General features: G+C 59.8%; 22 protein-coding genes. 9 read left to right on the forward strand and 13 right to left on the reverse strand.

Annotation, left to right across the window (positions count from 1 at the left end; genetic code table 11):
• Positions 1–26 precede the first annotated feature (26 nt).
• From phbB to yddG, 3 genes are all read left to right on the forward strand, one after another.
• Positions 27–749, forward strand: a complete 723-nt coding sequence (gene phbB, locus AC2FNR_RS16580; RefSeq protein ID WP_170353550.1) for an acetoacetyl-CoA reductase — start codon at positions 27–29, stop codon at positions 747–749.
• Positions 750–1,046: 297 nt separating this feature from the next.
• Positions 1,047–1,994: a transcriptional regulator GcvA gene (locus tag AC2FNR_RS16585; RefSeq protein WP_496850157.1), complete on the forward strand. Its 948-nt coding sequence runs from the start codon at positions 1,047–1,049 to the stop codon at positions 1,992–1,994.
• A complete protein-coding gene (gene yddG, locus AC2FNR_RS16590; protein WP_496850159.1) occupies positions 1,991–2,857 on the forward strand; it encodes an aromatic amino acid exporter YddG in 867 nt (288 codons plus the stop codon). Before AC2FNR_RS16585 ends, yddG begins: the two co-directional genes overlap by 4 nt.
• Here yddG and AC2FNR_RS16595 read toward each other — a convergent pair.
• The 3 genes from AC2FNR_RS16595 to AC2FNR_RS16605 all read right to left on the reverse strand — a co-directional run bounded on the left by AC2FNR_RS16595 (position 2,854) and on the right by AC2FNR_RS16605 (position 4,125).
• A complete protein-coding gene (locus tag AC2FNR_RS16595; protein WP_170772595.1) occupies positions 2,854–3,018 on the reverse strand; it encodes a YdcH family protein in 165 nt (54 codons plus the stop codon). The genes yddG and AC2FNR_RS16595 overlap by 4 nt on opposite strands.
• 124 nt (positions 3,019–3,142) lie before the next feature.
• The gene (locus tag AC2FNR_RS16600; RefSeq protein ID WP_496850161.1) at positions 3,143–3,913 is read right to left on the reverse strand and encodes a tRNA1(Val) (adenine(37)-N6)-methyltransferase; all 771 of its coding nucleotides are present in this window, start codon (positions 3,911–3,913) and stop codon (positions 3,143–3,145) included.
• Entirely contained in the window at positions 3,910–4,125 is a 216-nt protein-coding gene (locus AC2FNR_RS16605) for a putative signal transducing protein (RefSeq protein ID WP_170353555.1), read from the reverse strand. The genes AC2FNR_RS16600 and AC2FNR_RS16605 overlap by 4 nt, the downstream gene beginning before the upstream one ends.
• A gap of 56 nt (positions 4,126–4,181) precedes the next feature.
• Here AC2FNR_RS16605 and AC2FNR_RS16610 point away from each other — a divergent pair, with 56 nt between their 5' ends.
• Positions 4,182–5,180 carry a polyprenyl synthetase family protein gene (locus AC2FNR_RS16610; protein ID WP_496850163.1) on the forward strand — a complete coding sequence of 333 codons (999 nt, stop codon included), beginning with the start codon at positions 4,182–4,184 and terminating at the stop codon, positions 5,178–5,180.
• Here the strand turns inward: AC2FNR_RS16610 and AC2FNR_RS16615 are convergent.
• The 4 genes from AC2FNR_RS16615 to soxR all read right to left on the reverse strand — a co-directional run bounded on the left by AC2FNR_RS16615 (position 5,173) and on the right by soxR (position 10,038).
• The gene (locus tag AC2FNR_RS16615) at positions 5,173–5,994 is read right to left on the reverse strand and encodes a 4-(cytidine 5'-diphospho)-2-C-methyl-D-erythritol kinase (protein ID WP_496850165.1); all 822 of its coding nucleotides are present in this window, start codon (positions 5,992–5,994) and stop codon (positions 5,173–5,175) included. The two genes, AC2FNR_RS16610 and AC2FNR_RS16615, sit on opposite strands and share 8 nt — an antisense overlap.
• Positions 5,984–7,699 carry a tetratricopeptide repeat protein gene (locus AC2FNR_RS16620; RefSeq protein WP_496850167.1) on the reverse strand — a complete coding sequence of 572 codons (1,716 nt, stop codon included), beginning with the start codon at positions 7,697–7,699 and terminating at the stop codon, positions 5,984–5,986. Before AC2FNR_RS16620 ends, AC2FNR_RS16615 begins: the two co-directional genes overlap by 11 nt.
• Before the next feature lie 100 nt (positions 7,700–7,799).
• On the reverse strand, positions 7,800–9,446 hold the full coding sequence (locus AC2FNR_RS16625) for an electron transfer flavoprotein-ubiquinone oxidoreductase (protein ID WP_496850169.1): 1,647 nt from the start codon (positions 9,444–9,446) through the stop codon (positions 7,800–7,802).
• A gap of 136 nt (positions 9,447–9,582) precedes the next feature.
• On the reverse strand, positions 9,583–10,038 hold the full coding sequence (gene soxR, locus AC2FNR_RS16630) for a redox-sensitive transcriptional activator SoxR (protein WP_496850171.1): 456 nt from the start codon (positions 10,036–10,038) through the stop codon (positions 9,583–9,585).
• An 89-nt stretch (positions 10,039–10,127) separates the two neighbouring features.
• Here soxR and AC2FNR_RS16635 point away from each other — a divergent pair, with 89 nt between their 5' ends.
• The 3 genes from AC2FNR_RS16635 (at position 10,128) to AC2FNR_RS16645 (ending at position 12,125) form a co-directional block, all read left to right on the forward strand.
• Positions 10,128–10,508 carry a VOC family protein gene (locus AC2FNR_RS16635; RefSeq protein ID WP_170751858.1) on the forward strand — a complete coding sequence of 127 codons (381 nt, stop codon included), beginning with the start codon at positions 10,128–10,130 and terminating at the stop codon, positions 10,506–10,508.
• 139 nt (positions 10,509–10,647) lie between these two features.
• A complete protein-coding gene (gene greA, locus AC2FNR_RS16640; protein WP_170353560.1) occupies positions 10,648–11,118 on the forward strand; it encodes a transcription elongation factor GreA in 471 nt (156 codons plus the stop codon).
• A 14-nt stretch (positions 11,119–11,132) separates the two neighbouring features.
• The gene (locus tag AC2FNR_RS16645) at positions 11,133–12,125 is read left to right on the forward strand and encodes a hypothetical protein (RefSeq protein ID WP_496850173.1); all 993 of its coding nucleotides are present in this window, start codon (positions 11,133–11,135) and stop codon (positions 12,123–12,125) included.
• Here the strand turns inward: AC2FNR_RS16645 and AC2FNR_RS16650 are convergent.
• The 5 genes from AC2FNR_RS16650 to AC2FNR_RS16670 are packed head-to-tail and all read right to left on the reverse strand — an operon-like array spanning position 12,122 to position 15,894.
• Complete coding sequence (locus tag AC2FNR_RS16650) at positions 12,122–13,387, reverse strand: molybdenum cofactor synthesis domain-containing protein (RefSeq protein ID WP_496850175.1); 1,266 nt, start codon at positions 13,385–13,387, stop codon at positions 12,122–12,124. The genes AC2FNR_RS16645 and AC2FNR_RS16650 overlap by 4 nt on opposite strands.
• On the reverse strand, positions 13,384–13,875 hold the full coding sequence (gene mobB, locus AC2FNR_RS16655; RefSeq protein ID WP_496850177.1) for a molybdopterin-guanine dinucleotide biosynthesis protein B: 492 nt from the start codon (positions 13,873–13,875) through the stop codon (positions 13,384–13,386). Before mobB ends, AC2FNR_RS16650 begins: the two co-directional genes overlap by 4 nt.
• Positions 13,872–14,516 carry a molybdenum cofactor guanylyltransferase MobA gene (gene mobA / locus AC2FNR_RS16660; protein WP_170751868.1) on the reverse strand — a complete coding sequence of 215 codons (645 nt, stop codon included), beginning with the start codon at positions 14,514–14,516 and terminating at the stop codon, positions 13,872–13,874. Before mobA ends, mobB begins: the two co-directional genes overlap by 4 nt.
• Positions 14,513–14,959, reverse strand: coding sequence for a hypothetical protein (locus tag AC2FNR_RS16665; RefSeq protein WP_496850179.1), 447 nt, complete (start codon positions 14,957–14,959; stop codon positions 14,513–14,515). Before AC2FNR_RS16665 ends, mobA begins: the two co-directional genes overlap by 4 nt.
• Positions 14,956–15,894: a formate dehydrogenase accessory sulfurtransferase FdhD gene (locus AC2FNR_RS16670; RefSeq protein WP_496850180.1), complete on the reverse strand. Its 939-nt coding sequence runs from the start codon at positions 15,892–15,894 to the stop codon at positions 14,956–14,958. Before AC2FNR_RS16670 ends, AC2FNR_RS16665 begins: the two co-directional genes overlap by 4 nt.
• Here AC2FNR_RS16670 and AC2FNR_RS16675 point away from each other — a divergent pair.
• Both AC2FNR_RS16675 and AC2FNR_RS16680 read left to right on the forward strand, forming a co-directional pair.
• Positions 15,893–16,609, forward strand: a complete 717-nt coding sequence (locus AC2FNR_RS16675; RefSeq protein WP_496850182.1) for an AzlC family ABC transporter permease — start codon at positions 15,893–15,895, stop codon at positions 16,607–16,609. The two genes, AC2FNR_RS16670 and AC2FNR_RS16675, sit on opposite strands and share 2 nt — an antisense overlap.
• The gene (locus tag AC2FNR_RS16680; RefSeq protein WP_496850184.1) at positions 16,606–16,938 is read left to right on the forward strand and encodes an AzlD domain-containing protein; all 333 of its coding nucleotides are present in this window, start codon (positions 16,606–16,608) and stop codon (positions 16,936–16,938) included. Before AC2FNR_RS16675 ends, AC2FNR_RS16680 begins: the two co-directional genes overlap by 4 nt.
• Here the strand turns inward: AC2FNR_RS16680 and AC2FNR_RS16685 are convergent.
• Positions 16,927–17,559: a hypothetical protein gene (locus AC2FNR_RS16685; protein WP_170751874.1), complete on the reverse strand. Its 633-nt coding sequence runs from the start codon at positions 17,557–17,559 to the stop codon at positions 16,927–16,929. The genes AC2FNR_RS16680 and AC2FNR_RS16685 overlap by 12 nt on opposite strands.

Consider the following 17,559-nt stretch of genomic DNA (forward strand, 5'->3'; position numbering starts at 1 on the left):
GACGACTTAAATTGGAGGAAGCCTAAATGGCACGTACAGCACTCGTCACCGGCGGTTCCCGCGGCATCGGCGCAGCAATTTCCAAGGCGCTGAAAGCCGAAGGATACAATGTTGCAGCCACCTATGCCGGCAACGATGAAGCGGCCGCAAAATTCACCGAGGAAACCGGCATTGCCACATACAAGTGGAACGTGGCTGATTATGACGAATCCAAAGCGGGTATCGAAAAAGTAGAGGCCGAGGTTGGCCCCATTGACATCGTGGTCGCCAACGCGGGCATCACCCGCGACGCCCCGTTCCACAAGATGACCCCGGAACAGTGGCATCAGGTGATCGACACCAACCTGACCGGCGTGTTCAACACTGTGCACCCCGTCTGGCCCGGCATGCGCGAGCGCAAATTCGGTCGCATCATCGTCATCAGCTCGATCAACGGTCAGAAGGGTCAGTTCGCGCAGGTGAACTATGCGGCGACCAAGGCCGGTGATCTGGGCATCGTGAAATCACTCGCGCAGGAAGGCGCGCGGGCTGGTATCACCGCAAACGCCATCTGCCCCGGCTACATCGCAACCGAGATGGTCATGGCTGTGCCTGAGAAGGTACGCGAATCGATCATCGGCCAAATCCCCGCAGGACGTTTGGGCGAACCCGAGGAAATCGCACGCTGCGTGGCTTTCCTGGCATCGGACGATTCGCAGTTCATCAATGGATCGACCATTTCGGCCAACGGTGCGCAGTTCTTCGTTTAATCCCTGTGCAAAACGAAAAAGGGCCGGTCTTTTAAGACCGGCCCTTTTTTATTCCGTAAGAACGCGCGCGCTGCGCTCAGCGGGAACCGAATAGCCATTTCACCAAGTCACCGATCGCGCGGGACCGTTCGAAATGGGCACGCCGAAAGGCGCGGGCGACAGAGGGGCTGGAGGTTGCCTCGATCATGGAATATCTCCTTTCAGTTCAGCGTTGTTTGACTTGAGATCAATATGAGGCTTATTTTTACGGCTGACAAACGAGCTTTCTTCTGATCTCAGTTAAGGTATTCTTACCCTATGAGCGACTACCTACCGCCACTTACCGCCCTACGGGCCTTTGATGCCGCCGCGCGCCACATGTCTTTTTCCAAGGCTGCAGAAGAACTGCATGTCACGCCCGCAGCCCTGTCCTTTCAGATCAAATCGCTGGAGGAGCATCTGGGACGCCCCCTGTTTCGTCGCCTCAACCGGGCGGTGGAATTGACGGAAGCCGGGCGCGCCTTGGCCCCCGGTGCGGCAGACGGATTCGCCACGCTACAAGCCGCGTGGCAGGCGGCCCGGCGGCTGGGCAATGACACCAGCCTGACCGTTACGGCGGGCCCGGCGTTGGCGGCCAAGTGGTTGGCTCCGCGGCTCTATGACTTTGCTCGCGCGCATCCAGAGATCGACCTGAAGTTCTCGGCCACACTACGTAACATGGACCTCGAGAGGGATGATGTAGATGTGGCGATCCGCTTTGGCTATGGCGGGGACGAAGGGCTGTATTCCGTTCCCGTTCGCAAGGAATGGCTGACCCCGGTGATGACCCCGGATATGGCCGAACAATTTCCAACGCCTGAAAGCCTGCGGGAGGCCCCCTTGATCTTTGACGACTCGATTGCGTTTCTGCGGCCCCCATCTGACTGGCCCACTTGGTTTCGGGCCGTCGGGGTAGACTTCAACCCACAGCACGGCGCGCATTTTTCCAACGCGGATCATGCGATTGACGCAGCAGTTGCCGGAGTGGGCGTCGTGCTCGGTCGAAGGGCTATGATTATCAAGGATCTGGCAGAAGGCCGACTGGTCGCCCCCTTCAAGGTCGCAATCGAGACCATGGGCCGCTTCCGGTTCCTGTGTCTGAAAGGGGCCGAAAACAGACCTCAGATTGCGGCGTTCCGCGATTGGTTCATGTCCGAGATTGAAAAGACCGCACATTTGTCGGATGAGTTCGAAATCATTCCGGTGGAAGAGGTGCCCGCACCGTGACAAGAACGCGCGCAACAGGAATCGGCTTTGTCGCCGTCCTGCTTTGGGCCCTGCTGGCCCTCTTTACGGTTGGGTCCGCGCCCACGCCGCCTTTGCTGCTGAACGCGTTGTGCTTTTCCATCGGTGGAGCGCTGGGATTGGGTTGGACATGGGCCACAGGCGGGTTGAGTCAGCTTCGAGAAATCCCGTGGACGACCTATCTGTTCGGTACAATCGGTCTTTTTGGCTATCATGCGCTGTATTTCTCGGCTTTGCGAATGGCCCCCGCCGCAGAGGCAGGGCTTATCGCCTATCTGTGGCCTCTGCTGATCGTCCTGCTCTCGGGGCTATTGCCCGGAGAACAATTGCGCATCGGCCACCTGATCGGGGCCTGCCTGGGTTTCGCCGGGGCCGCCGTGATCATCGCGGGTGGCGGTAGCAGCGGTTTTCAGGCCGAACACCTGCCGGGGTATGCCTTGGCCTTGATGTGCGCGCTGACATGGTCGGGCTATTCCGTGCTGTCGCGTCGTCTGGGCGACACGCCAACCAGTTCGGTGGCTGTGTTCTGTTTGGCCACGGCCATCGCCTCGGGCCTTTTGCACATCGCCGTTGAGGAGACAGTCTGGCCAGAAACCATTCTGGGTTGGGGATCAGTCATAGCTCTTGGGCTGGGGCCCGTTGGCTTGGCGTTTTATGTCTGGGATATCGGGGTCAAGCAGGGAGACATTCAAATTTTGGGCACGTCATCTTACGCGGCCCCGCTTCTGTCTACGCTTGTTCTGGTGGTTGCCGGGATCGCCGCCCCAAGCTGGGGTCTGGCGATCGCGGCCGTTTTAATCACTGGCGGCGCTTTGATCGCCGCCCGGGCCAGTATGCGTCGTTAACTCGACAATCGCTCAATCTCTTCCTTGAGCTTTAGTTTCTGTTTTTTGAGCTGAGCAATGTGAAGGTCGTCGATACCAGGCGAGCGTTGTGCTTGTTCAACTTCAAGACCGAGGTTTTCGTGCTTTTTCTTAAGTTCGGTCAGGTGTGCGCTCACGCTCATGGCGGTACTCCTCTGTTGATGTCTGAGTTTCACGTAGGAAGTTGAGCACATCGTTTCCACCCTGTCACGCTGCGGGTGCATAGAAAATATAACAAATCCGACAAAATCGGCTGGTTAATGCCTGTCAGCTGGAAAATCCGGGCAAGCCAGCCCCTTCGCGCAATACGGCCGAAACTGGCGGAGCGTAACTGTCACCGTCTACCTCATGGCGCTCACCTGAATGGAGAACCAGCGGGGCATGCAGTTGAAACGCGGCTTTTCCGCCCTTCCTGCCCCTCAGAATAACCAGTTCAGCGCGTCGACCAACACGGGCGGACAACGGCAATACTTCGACAGACCCCAAGCACCCCTCGCAGGCGGCCAGCATATCTGGTAACCGGTCCGCTTTCTGAATCATGTGCAAATAACCCCGGGGGGCAAGGCGTTTGGCCGCAGTCTCGATCCAAAGGTTCAACGGCGTGTTCTCACCCAATGCAGCGCTACGGCCTTCATCCGCCGCCGGGCTGTGCGCTCCGGCCCGATAATAGGGCGGGTTCGCAATAACGTGATCAAACTGGCGCTGTTTGAGATCGGAAGGCAAAACGGCCAGATCAGTCTCAAAAACCTCAAGCGAGATGGAATTCTCAGCGGCATTCCGACGCGCCAGATCGGCATATGCAGGCTGCAACTCGACCCCCACAGCCTGCAGATCGGGTACGCGGGACATCAGGCAAAACACGGCTGCACCGGCGCCGCATCCCAGATCCAGAACTGTCTGACCGGGTATTGCGGGTACAGATGCGGCCAATAAAACAGGGTCCACGCCTGCGCGATAGCCCATTATGGGTTGCCACAGGCGCACACGCCCGCCCAGAAAGTCGTTTCGGGTCAGGTCGGGGTCAGCAAACAGTGTCATCGACCCAAAGGGATATCATTGTCGTGCATGACACGTTCGGCGCGGGTCAGGTCATCGGCGCGCACCATCAAGCGGCGGGGGAAGATTCCGATGCCACCTTCGAGGATGCTCATATTTACGTCCATCTGAAAGCAGTCTATATCCTCGCCCTCAAGAAGGGCGGATGCAAAGGCCAGAATCGTCGGATCAGTGCTGCGCAAAAGTTCTTTCATGGGGATGGATGTAAGGGCAAGGCGGCCGCGATGTCGAGCCTTGTATCAAGGGTGTGATGAATATCGACACGGTCACAAAACCGCATGAGCGTTTGGCGGAAATCCTGACGGGCGAAATGGGCGCGGTCAACGAGTTGATCCGCACGCGCATGGCGTCAGAACACGCGCCGCGCATTCCCGAAGTCACCGCGCATCTGGTCGAGGCAGGCGGCAAACGCCTGCGCCCGATGCTGACCTTGGCGGCGGCGCGGCTGTTTGGCTATGCCGGAGATCACCACGTACGTCTGGCCGCGACGGTCGAGTTTATTCACACCGCAACCCTGCTGCATGATGATGTGGTCGACGAGAGCGCCCAACGGCGCGGGCGGCCTACAGCGAACCTTCTGTGGGACAACAAATCCAGCGTTCTGGTCGGTGATTACCTGTTCTCCCGCAGCTTTCAGTTGATGGTTGAGACAGGATCGCTGCGGGTTCTGGATATCCTCGCCAATGCCTCGGCCACGATTGCCGAAGGCGAAGTGCTGCAAATGACTGCCGCAACCGATCTGGGCACGACCGAGGCGATTTACTTACAGGTTGTGCGCGGCAAGACGGCGGCGCTGTTCTCGGCCGCGACCGAGGTGGGCGGCGTGATCGCAGGCGCGACCGAGGAACAGGTCAAGGCGCTTTATGACTACGGCGACGCGCTGGGGATTGCGTTCCAGATTGCGGATGATCTGCTGGACTATCAAGGCGACAGCGCAGCCACCGGCAAGAATGTGGGCGACGATTTCCGCGAGCGTAAGCTAACCTTGCCAGTGATCAAAGCTGTGGCGCAGGCCACCCCCGACGAACACGCCTTCTGGGAACGCACCATCGAACGCGGTCGTCAGGAAGAGGGTGATCTGGACCACGCGCTTGGGCTGATGGCCAAGTACAGCACGCTTGAAGCAACGCGGGCGGATGCATTCGGCTGGGCGAACAAGGCTAAAGCATCGCTGGAGGCTCTGCCTGATCACGAGATCCGCACGCTGTTGTGTGATCTTGCCGACTACGTGGTCTCGCGTCTCAATTAAGCTGAGTCGCGCGGCACCACCAATCGGGATGGGCCGCACCAATCTCATAGGCGGCGAAATGCGCGTCTTTCATCGTGGGATAAAGCGCGAAACAGGTCGAACCCGACCCTGACATGCGGGCCATGAGGGCCGCTTTCGTGCCTACCAGTTCATCCAGAACGCGGGCGACCTCAGGGGCCAAGCCCGTTGTTGGCGGTTCAAGGTCGTTGCGTTGATCCTGCAACCAATCGGCGCAGGTTTCGACAGTCTCCAACTCGGGGATCTCTGCAGGCATTGGCAGATTGTCGCGGCTTTTCAATGCCGCGAACACACGCCCGGTGGGTACTTCGACGCCAGGGTTAACCAACAGGGCTGGCAGAGAGGGCAGCGAAGCGGGCGTCAGATCGTCTCCAATGCCCCGCATCCGCATGGCCCGAGCCGCGACGCAGACCGGGATATCAGCCCCCAGTGACAGGGCCACGTCGGGCGAGACTGTCCTGCCCTGCTCTGCCGCCATCCGTAGTGTCGCCGCCGCGTCTGAGGACCCGCCCCCAATGCCGCCGCCATGCGGTAGCACTTTGTTCAGGTCGATTTGTCCGGTCCAACCCGCCGCCTGTGCGGCTTTCCAAACCAGATTTCGGCTATCTGCTGGTACGCCATCGGCGTGTTCACCCGTCACTGCAATCGTCAGGGCATCGCCAGGAGTGAACTGCAGCGTGTCACCCACATCAGCAAAGACCACCAGAGAATCCAGCAGGTGATAACCATCCGCGCGGCGGCCAGTCACATGCAGGGTCAGATTGATCTTGGCGGGGGCAAACGCCTCAGCCTTCATTGGCCACTTTCAGGGGCTCGGCCCCTTCTTCAACAAGAACCGCGTCCAGCCCAATTTCCAGCTTGCGGCGAATACGGTCCGGATCGGCCTCGCCATCCGTGTCTTCGGGGTCGATGAAAGACAGAGCACGTTTCCACTGGAACTCGGCCTCGCGCGCGCGACCCACGGCCCAATAGACATCGCCCAGATGATCATTGACGACCGGATCGACAGGCATCAGCTCGACCGCATGCTCCATATGCTCGACCGCCTCGTTGTAGCGGCCTAAACGGAACAGAACCCAGCCAAGACTGTCAACAATATAGCCGCTGTCAGGGCGAGCAGCCACTGCGCGTTCGATCATATCCAGCGCCTCATCCAGCTTTTCCTGACGCTCGACCAGCGAATAACCCAGATAGTTTAACACCTGCGGCTGATCTGGATTCAGCTCCAGCGCGCGGCGGAAATCGGCTTCGGCCTGATCCCACTGCTTGAGGCGTTCGTGCGAGATGCCTCGGGCGTAGTGCAGGAACCAGTTGCCCCCCACACCCGAATCGATCAGTTCTATCGCAGTGTTGTAGGTTTCCACTGCAGCCGCGTAGTTTTCCTCGCGGCGCTGCAGATCGGCAAGCGCCACATGCACACTGGGCAGGTCAGGGCTTTTGGCGGCTAGGTTCTGCAGAACTTCGGCCGCAGCATCTGTCTTGCCCGCGCGGCCCAAAACCTCGGCGCGGCCCAGTTCAGCCGCATGGTAATCGCTGCTGGTCGCTGGCACTTTACGATAGGCTTCGACCGCAAGATCATATTGCTCAAGCCCATCCAGCAATTCAGCACTCAGCAGGATCGCGTCAACATGATCCGAGCGTAGAAAGGCCGCGAGCTGAGCATAGAGCAGGACATAGTTCTGTGCGGCTTCGCGACTGAGAGCTGCCCCGACAGAAAAGAACACTTCGGCCATGCCGTCTTGCGGAGAACCGATATGGGTAAAGGGCAAAGTCTCTCCAGCTTTCAGACGCGCCTCGTACCCTTCGATGGACGGGTCGCTTCCTGCGACAAAGACTTCATCCAAAAAAACCAACGCATCTTCGTTGCGGTCCAGCTGCGACAGCACTTCGGTACGGGCCAGTGCGGCACGTCGGGTAAAGCGCGCAATCGCGCCGTCATTGGCCGCAAAGATCGCCTCGGCCCCTTCGAAATCTCCGATCGAGGCCAGGGCCAGCGCCTTGTGGTAAAGCGCAAATTCGGTAAGCCCTTCTTGCGTGGCAACGGTATCAAACTGCTCCATCGCGTTGGTCATCGCACCCTGGCCGACATAGGCCCAACCCAACAGCAATCCGTCGACGAGCGGCCCTATGCCTTGCGTTTCCGGGTCACGGGACAGGAATTCATCCAGCTCACCCTGGGCCAGCAGGTTAACCGCAATGGCCATACGAGCCGCTTGGCTGGGTATACCGAGCTCTTCAATCGCTTGGGCGACCGGCAACGCGCGTTTTATCTGGCCCAGCGACAGCCGCGCGACCACAACGCTTTCCAGCAGCTTACCGTTCTCGGGGTCGGCACGCAGAGCTTGCGCATAGTATCGTTCGGCCGCGGAGTAATCGTTCTGGAAAATTGCCTGACGTCCGGCCAGATAGGCTCCGGATCCAGTATCCGCAAAACCCGGAAGCGAAAAGGCCGATGAAAGAAGCGCGGCAACTGCCGCGCGACGTAAGAAGGATACCACCAAAATCCTGCCCTGCCATTGTTGACTGCTATCTAAGCTAGGGCTTCGGCCGGAAAGAGGCAATGGCAGAGCCTTCACGACCCTGCCATTGCCCGTTTTTCGCTTACATGTTGGGATAATTCGGTCCGTCGCCACCCTGCGGCGTTGTCCAGGTGATGTTCTGGCTGGGATCCTTGATATCGCAGGTCTTGCAGTGAACACAGTTCTGGAAGTTGATGACGAATCGCGGACCGTTTTCATCCTCGACCATTTCGTAGACACCCGCCGGGCAATAGCGTTGCGCAGGTTCGTCGAACTTGGGCATGTTGACACTGACCGGAATTGCCGGGTCGGCCAGTTTCAAATGACACGGCTGGTTTTCCTCGTGATTGGTGGCCGCGAAGGATACGTTGGTCAGGCGGTCGAAAGACAGCACGCCATCGGGTTTTGGATAGTCGATGGGCTTGTGCTTGCTGGCTTCCTCGGTCGCCTCGGCATCGTTCTTGCCGTGGCCAACTGTCCCGAACAACGAAAAGCCCAGCGTGTTGGTCCACATGTCCATTCCGCCTAGCATCAGCGATGCGGTCAGGCCCCATTTCGACCAGATCGGCTTGACGTTTCGCACCTTTTTCAGGTCGGAGCCGATGGCACCTTCGCGCACGTCGGTCTCGTATGCGGTCAGTTCGTCGCCCGAACGGTCGGCTTTGATGGCGTCAAAGGCGGCCTCGGCTGCGGCTTTGCCCGACAGCATCGCGTTATGGTTGCCCTTGATGCGCGGCACGTTGACCATACCCGCCGAACAGCCCAGCAGCGCCACACCCGGCGCAACCAGTTTCGGCATCGACTGATAGCCACCCTCGGTGATCGCACGAGCGCCATAGGCCACGCGCTTGCCGCCTTTCAGCAGTTCAGCCACCATCGGATGGTGCTTGAAGCGCTGGAATTCCATGTAGGGATACAAGTGCGGGTTTTTATAGTTCAGGTGAACCACGAAACCGACATAGACCTGATTGTTTTCCAGGTGATAGATGAACGATCCGCCACCCGCGTTGCTGCCCAGAGGCCAGCCCATCGTGTGTGTGACTGAGCCTTCCTTGTGCTTGGCCGGGTCGATCTCCCAGATTTCTTTCATGCCAACGCCGTATTTCTGCGGCTCTTTGCCCGCTGACAGGTCGTATTTGGCGATAACCTCTTTGGACAGCGATCCACGCACACCTTCCGACAGGAAGACGTATTTGCCGTGCAGCTCCATCCCCGGCTCGGTGTTCGGACCATATGAGCCATCGGCTTCCAAACCAAAGACACCGGCCACCACGCCTTTGACTTCGCCATTTTCGCCGTAAACCAGATCGGAACAGGCCATACCGGGGAAGATTTCTACGCCCAGTTCTTCGGCCTGTTCGGCCATCCAGCGGCAAACATTGCCCATCGACACGATGTAGTTACCGTGGTTGTTCATCAGCGGCGGCATCGGCCAGTTGGGGATGCGGATCTGACCGGCCTCACCCAGCATATAGAAATTGTCTTCATGCACCTCTGTGTTCAGCGGCGCGCCCTTCTCTTTCCAGTCCGGGATCAAAGCATCCAGGCCGCAGGGATCAAGCACCGCACCAGACAGAATGTGCGCCCCGACTTCCGAGCCCTTTTCCAGAACGACAACGTTCAGATCGGCATCCAGCTGTTTCAAACGGATGGCTGCAGACAGACCGGCCGGGCCTGCGCCCACGATCACCACATCGTATTCCATCGCTTCGCGTTCAATATCGGCCATCGCGGGCTCCTTAGCTAACTTTCCGAATTGGCGCTTTGTGCACGTGCTCGGCGCAATTTTCTTTCCCTGCTGACTACATGTTCACCAAGTCCTTGGTCAATCAGAACACGGCGTAACAATGCCGCAATGCGGCAGATCACGCGTCCGGGCTGTCCCCCAGCAGGTACCTGGGGCCACTTCCCTTTGACTTGGCCCGGTCATCCGGGTTGTAAAGCGCACATTTGGGCAAGCTCAGACAGCCGCAGCCAATGCATCCATCCAGATTGTCACGCAACCGCGTCAGCGTCTCGATTCGCTGATCCAGATGCGCGCGCAGCCCGACGCTGATCTTTTGCCAGTCTTTTGGTGTTGGCGTCCGATTGCCCGGCAGGCCCGACATCACCTGCCGAATTTCCGGCAGAGACAAACCGAACTGCTGGGCGATGATGACAAAGCTCAGCCGCCGGATATCAGCGCGCTGATACCGCCGCTGCCCGCCCGCATTGCGCCACGGGGTGATCAACCCTTGCGCCTCATAGTAGCGAATGGCCGAAACAGCCAATCCCGTGCGCCGGGCCAAAGCGCCAATGGCCAGCCCCTCGGATAACGCCAACTTTTCCTCCAACAAATACCTTGACCTAAAGTTAGGTTTAGAAAATACAGTGAGTCGCGACACGCCTCAAGATGAAAAAAGGAGATCCCATGATGGCGACGCTTGAACACACCAACTTTACCGTCCGCGACCCTCAGGCCTCGGCCAAATGGATGCACGAAGTCTTTGGTTGGAAAACCCGCTGGGAAGGACCGGCCATCGCGGGCGGATATACGGTCCATGTGGGCAGCGCACACACATATTTGGCGCTTTACGCGCCCAGCGATCCCAAACCATCACAAGAAAGCAGCTATGACATCGTTGGTGGGCTTAATCATGTTGGTGTTCTGGTCGAAGATATCGACGAAACCGAAGCCCGCGTTATCAAAGCAGGATTCACGCCAACGTCGCATGCTGATTACGAACCGGGCAAAAGGTTCTATTTTGATGACGACAACGGGATCGAATTCGAGGTGATTAGCTACACGTAGGCTGTAATCCGCGTTGGCGTGATTTAGCCCCCTTGCATTTCACGCGCCATTTGGGTCAGGTACTTGACGACCCAATCATTCGCCCCGGCGCCAATCTCGTGCGGCGGGGCGACTCAATTTATGCGTGGACGACGAGAATATGGAAAAGATTCCCATGACGCCTGCGGGCAATGCCGCGCTCGAGGCGGAGCTGAAAAACCTCAAATCCGTCGAGCGCCCGGCGATCATCGAAGCCATCGCCTCGGCCCGAGAGCTGGGCGACCTGAAGGAAAACGCCGAGTATCACTCGGCGCGTGAAAAGCAGGGCTTTATCGAAGGCCGCATCAAAGAACTGGAAGGTATCTTGTCGCTGGCCGACGTGATCGACCCAGCAAAGCTGTCCGGTGCTGTGAAATTCGGCGCCAAGGTCACTTTGGTCGATGAGGACACTGACGAGGAAAAGACCTGGCAGATTGTGGGTGAATATGAGGCCAGTATCGAAAGTGGCCTGCTGAATATCAAATCTCCTATCGCCCGCGCCTTGATCGGCAAGGAAGAAGGTGACAGTGTCGAAGTCCGCACCCCTGGTGGTGTACGTTCCTATGAAATCCTGAGTATCGAGTACGCCTAAGCCAAGCGCCGACAATGTCCGAGTCCACGCCAGAGCACGAAACCGAACGGCCCACACCGATTGGTATGTATGACCGGCCAGCGGAACCCGCGTTGACCGAAATCGAAATCGCGGCCATCGTTCTCAGCCTTATCTGGCTGGTCGTGTCGGTCGTATTCCTAGTGTTGCCCGGCAAAATAGAAGGCGGCGGTTTCGTGGTAACGCTGCTGGCGGTTTTCATGCCAATTGCCATGATCTGGGTGGCAGCCACGGCACTGCGCGCCAGCCGTATCATGCGTGAAGAAAGCGCGCGGCTACAAAGTTCGATCGACGCGATTCGCAATGCATTGATCGCTCAGCAGCAGCGCGCCTCCAGCGTCTATGAGCCCAATGTGTCCAAGAAACTGGACGAAATTGTCGAGACAGCCAAAAAGACAGAAAGCACCCTGGCCACGTTTTCCACGCATCGGACTCAGCATGTTCGGGGCAAGACCCCGAATGCAAACGGCGACCAGACCACGCTGGAACTTGGAACACAGGCCGAAGACATCGCGCCTCCGCTTGGGACGGATGTGTTCATCCGCGCCCTGAACTTCCCTGAAACGCAGGAAGACACCGAAGGGTTCAATGCCCTGAGGCTGGCGCTGAAAGACCGCAAGACCGCGCAGCTGGTGCAGGCGTCGCAGGACGTGCTGACCCTGCTCAGTCAGGAAGGCATCTACATGGATGACCTGCGCCCCGACATGGCGCGTCCGGAAATCTGGCGGCAATTTGCGCAAGGATCACGCGGGCGAGCCGTGGCTGCTTTGGGCGGCATAAGGGACCGTTCGTCACTGGCGCTGACGTCAGCCCGGATGAAGCAGGATCCCATCTTCCGCGATGCCGCGCACCACTTTCTGCGCCGGTTCGACCACATGATCATCGAGTTCGAGCCCGAGGCCAGCGATGCCGACTTGACCGCGCTTGGCGACACGCGCACCGCGCGGGCGTTCATGTTGTTGGGTCGAGTGGCTGGAACCTTCGATTAAAGATCAAAGCTGCCATAGGGGATGAACCGGACCATGTCGCCCGGTTTGATATGGCACGCGCCATCCCCAATCTCGACCAGCCCTTCAGCCCAGCTTAGCCCACTGATCCGACCTGAGCCCTCGGAGGCGAACACCTCAGCCCGGCCATCACGGATGCGGGCGCGCAGATACTCGCGGCGGCCCGGTTTCTTACGCTTTTCAAACGCGGCGGGCAGGTCAAAGCCTTGAGGGGTCGACCAACCCTCGCCCGCCATCAGGCCCAAGGCCGGGCGCGCAAAGATCAGCGTGCAAACCAAAGCGGCCACCGGGTTTCCGGGTAGGCCGAACACAGGCGTTCCGTCCCACATCCCAAGCGCCAGAGGGCGACCGGGTTTCAACGCAATCCGCCATTCCTGCATCGCCCCTGCCTGCCGCAACAGGGCCGAGACATGGTCCTCATCCCCGGCAGACGCGCCGCCACTGGTCAGGATCACATCCGCGCGTTCAGAGGCTTGGTTCAGACAAGTCCGCAACGCCTCGCGGTCGTCGGGCACCCGGCCCATATCGACCGCCTCAAACCCCATGCGTTCCAACAAGGACAACAGCATCGGACGGTTGGCATCGTAAATCTGGCCCGGACCGGCGGATTCACCGGGTTCGACCAGTTCATCCCCAGTGGACAGAACCGCCACGCGCAGCACTTTGCGCACCGGAACCTCGGCCAGACCGGTGGCCGACAACAGCGCCAGATCGGCCGGGGTCAGGCGACGTCCGGCGGGCAGAACCGCGTCGCCCTCGGCCACATCCTCGCCTGCCTTGCGCGTATTTGCGCCGCGTTTCAGCGGCCCGTGAAAAGCGATGTGGCCGTCCTGAACGGTCACGTCCTCCTCCAGAATGACTGTATCCACGCCCGCAGGCAGTGCCGCCCCGGTCAACACACGCAACGCATGGCCCTCGGGCACCGTGCCATCAAACGGTATCCCAGCCGCCGCGCGCCCCGGATGCAGCGGCATGACCTGCGGGCCGTCAAGCGCGGCCCCGGCAAAGCCATAGCCATCCACCGCCGTATTGGGCTGCGGCGGGTTCGAGCGTTGGGCGATAACCTCCTGCGCCAGAATACGCCCGGTGGCCTGCGCCAAAGGCACGGTTGCCACGCCTGCAACCACGGTCAGCCGGTCGCGCAACAGGGCCAGCGCATCGTCGACCGGGGTCCAGTTCACCCCGGCGGGCAAGGCAAAACAATCGTTGCGCAGGGGTGGGGGCGCAATGTCGGGTTTGGTCATAGCCCCACCTCTCGCAAGATGAAATCGGCAATCGCCGCTGTGTCGTTCAGGTCAAAAACCGGCTGATCCACCTGCAGCGGCGTGTCGCTGGCCACGGCGCGGATCGTCGGGTTTTCGGGGGCCATCAGCGCGTTTCCGGCCTCGGCCCGGAACGCCTCGATCTTTGGATGGCCTTCTCGCTTGAACCCTTCGATCAGCACCAGATCGACCGGGGTCAGGCGAGCCAAAAGGTCGTCCATCAAAGGCTCGGGCGCGCCGCGCAGTTCTTGCATGATGGCGACACGCTGACCCGAGACCAACAGCACCTCGGACGCGCCTGCCGTGCGGTGGCGATAGCTGTCAGTACCGGGCTGATCCACATCAACGCTGTGATGCGCATGCTTAAGGGTCGAGACAGTAAACCCCCGCCCGGTGATTTCGGTCACCAGACGCTCCATCAGCCCGGTCTTGCCGGCGTTTTTCCAGCCGGTGACGCCGTAAACCCTCATGCCTGCTCCAGCAGCTGTTCGGCCCGCGCGAGATCGTCGGGCGTGTTGACGTTAAAGAACGGATCAAACGGCTCGGCGGGGAACAGCGCCTCGCGCCCGTCGTGCTGGTCGGTCCAGATCACCACCTTGCGCAAACCGTCCTGCAGCGCCGCCCGCAGATCATCGCGCAACGCCACCGGCCAGAGGCCAAAGGTCGGGTGCCGGTTGATGCGTTTGCCCCCGCCGGATTTCAGCATTTCGTCCCCCCTGCGCGGCGTGGTGGCCAGCACGAGCGGGTGGGTCTGGCCCTGCGCAGCCTCGGTCAATCGCGTCACCAGATCACGGGGGAAAAACGGCGTGTCGGCAGCGGCGGTGATGATAGAGTCCGCGCCTTGTGTCGCCGCCCAGTCCAAGCCCGCCAGCACCCCGGCCAGAGGGCCCGCGAAGCCGTCAATCGTATCCGGCAGGATCGGCAGGTTCAGATCGGCAAACCGCTCAGGATCACCATTTGCGTTCAAGGCCAGCCCGCCCACCTGAGGCGCAAGCCGGTCGATCACATGCGCCATCAGGCTCTGCCCGCCGATGCGCAGCAGCCCTTTGTCGCCGCCACCCATCCGGGTCGCCAGTCCTCCGGCGAGGATAACTCCGAGGGGTTTGGTCATGTCGTCAGTCCTTTCACAGCGGGCCAGTTCGGCGTCCGAATAAAGATGCCGACAGCGAACAGAACCAGAAGACCAACCAACCAGTAAGACCAAACACTAGCGATCAATAAGACCGAGAGGCATATGGCCGCGGTGTTTAGCCGGTATCGCCGCACCGCGGTTAGTGTCGGCCTGTCGAGCCCATTCAAACCAGGAAGTCCCCAAAACAACACACGCAAACGCGTCGACTTTCGCCGTTTCGGATTATCAGACGCACGAGAGGTTCCGACCAAGTCGGTCAGAGCGCCCCACTCAAGCTGATCCAGTGTATCGTTGGGATAGGCCGCAAGCGCCATGTTCATCGCCAGCTCATCCGCATATTGGAATTTTATGGAATAGAGCGTTGTGACAATAAGAATCGGGAGGATCAGAAATTCTTCAAGCCCTGCGAGCATTTCAATCATCCCGCACTCTTCCTGCGATGTTTCTTATCCTCAACCGCCACGCTGGCCGGGTCGATGTCGCGCAGCAGACGGTCCTCACCCGACAGGCACACGAACCGCTGCCCGCGCATGCGACCGATCAGGGTCAGGCCGACCTCGCGCGCGATCTCGACGCCCCACGCCGTAAAACCGGACCGAGACGCCAATACCGGGATGCCCATCATCGCCGTTTTGATCACCATCTCGGACGTTAGACGGCCCGTCGTATAGAGGATCTTGTTCTCGGCCACCGCGCCTTCGGACAGCATCCAGCCCGCGATTTTGTCGACTGCGTTGTGACGACCCACGTCTTCCATATAGACCAGCGGACGATTTTCGTGGCACAGCACCGTGCCGTGGATCGCCCCGGCTTCAAGGTACAATGACGGCGTGCGGTTGATCTTGGCGGCCAAATCATACAGCCACGAGGTCCGAACCTGAACCTGTGGCAGGCGCACACCCTCGAGCCCCTCCATCATATCGCCAAAGACCGTGCCCACGGCGCAACCACTGGTGCGGGTCTTCTTCTTGAGCTTGTCTTCATACGAGGTTTCACGCGCCGTGCGCACGACCACGGTTTCCAGATCATCGTCATAGTCGACGCGGGTGATTTCGTCATCCGCCAGCAGCATCCCCTGATTGCGCAGGAACCCCAGCGCCAGATATTCGGGATAGTCGCCAATGGTCATCGCCGTCACGATTTCCTGCGAGTTGAGGAAAATGGTCAGCGGCCGCTCCTCAACCACCGAGATATGGCTGACCTCACCATTCTGGTCCACGCCCTCAACCGCGCGGGTCAGGCGGACCGCGCCGGGATCGGGGGCGATGATGTAGTCCGAAAGATCGAGTTCCGTGGCCAATTGCAACCCCTTCGTAAGACAGATACTGCTGCGGGCATCACCATAGGATTTAGCCATGGCAGACACCACATCCAAGTCATACTTCTGGAAGGGTTTTCGCGACGGGACGCCGTTCATCTTTGTGGCGATCCCCTTCGGCACCCTGTTCGGCGTCTTCGCGACCGAAGCCGGGCTGAACCTGTTGCAAACCATGACGCTGACCGCGACCGTCTTTGCCGGGGCGGCGCAGTTTGCCGCGCTGCAACTGCTGCAGGACCAGACGCCGACGGCAATCATCCTGATCTCGGCTTTGGCGGTGAACCTGCGGATGGCGATGTATTCCGCCTCGCTGACGCCCTATCTGGGGGCCGCGCCGATGTGGCAGAGGGCATTCGCGGCCTATCTGACCGTGGATCAATCCTATGCCAGCTCGATCATCCAGTTCGAAAAACAGCCCGACATGAGCGTGCCGCAGCGAATGGCCTATTTCGTAGGCTCAGTTACGCCGATCACGCCGTTGTGGATCTTGGCGACCTATCTGGGGGCAGTGCTGGGCACGCGTATTCCTGAAAGCTGGGCGCTGGATTTTGCCTTGCCGATCACCTTTCTGGCCATGATCGGGCCGATGATGCGGACCTTACCGCACGTGGTCGCGGCCCTTGTTGCCATCGTCGTGTCGCTGTTCACCGTCGGCGTCCCCTATAACCTTGGCCTGCTGATCGCCGGATGCGCGGGCATGATCGCAGGCGCTCAGGCCGAACTCATCGCTGAGCGCAGAAAGGCCCGGATATGACCCCGCCAGATCCCGTTACCATCTGGACCATTATCATCGGACTGGCGATCGGCAGCTATGGGCTGCGCTTTGTCTTTATCGGATTGGTCGGAGACCGACCGATGCCCCCCTGGCTGCTGCGCCATCTACGCTATACAGCCGTGGCGATCATCCCTGCGCTGATTGCGCCGCTGGTGGTCTGGCCAACCGCGACCGAAGGCCAGCCGGACATACCGCGCATGTCGGCTGCGGCAGTCTCTGTGGCCGTGGGGCTTTGGACCAAGAACGTTATCGCAGCGATTTTCAGCGGGGCCGGAACCCTTTACGGATTGCTGTATCTACTGGGCTAGGGCCGTGTCCTGCTGGTTCAGCAGGGCATTGTTCGCTGCCAACCCAGCTTGCAAGTCAGCCGAGTCATTCTCGCGGTATTCCGTCGTCACCACTCCCGGTATCTGGCCGAACTGATCGGACAGTTTCACGGGGTAAAAGGTGGTGCTGATCTGCTCGAACCCCGGCACCTGCTGCAGCAGTTGCGCGGTTGAATTGGTACAAAACGCCCCCGCCACCGGGCCGGATTGTTTGGCCAGTTGCAGCGCGATTTCGGCCTGTTGCGGGGTCACTTCGATTGTCTGGACGCGGGCATAGTGCGTCTCGCGCGCGTGGCTGCTGCGATAGGCGCGCTCCACGTTGGGAGTGATGCCATACAGCACATCATCCTTGATCGGCACCACATCGGCGCGGAAAGATCCTGCGGGGTCAAAAATCACCCGCTCGCTGCCGCTGATCATCAACGAGGTATGCGCCCCCGAACCGGTGCGCGTGCTGATCATCGTATAGAGCGTCAGGGTCGACGGGCCGGGATCACTATAGGACCGGGCCGCAATCTCTGAGAAATCGGCCTGCGGACGTTGAGAGCCCACGCAGCCAGCCACCGTTGCTGCCAGAAGGCAGGCAATCACTATCCTGATCAC

This window comes from Ruegeria sp. SATB045 (genome assembly GCF_059613525.1).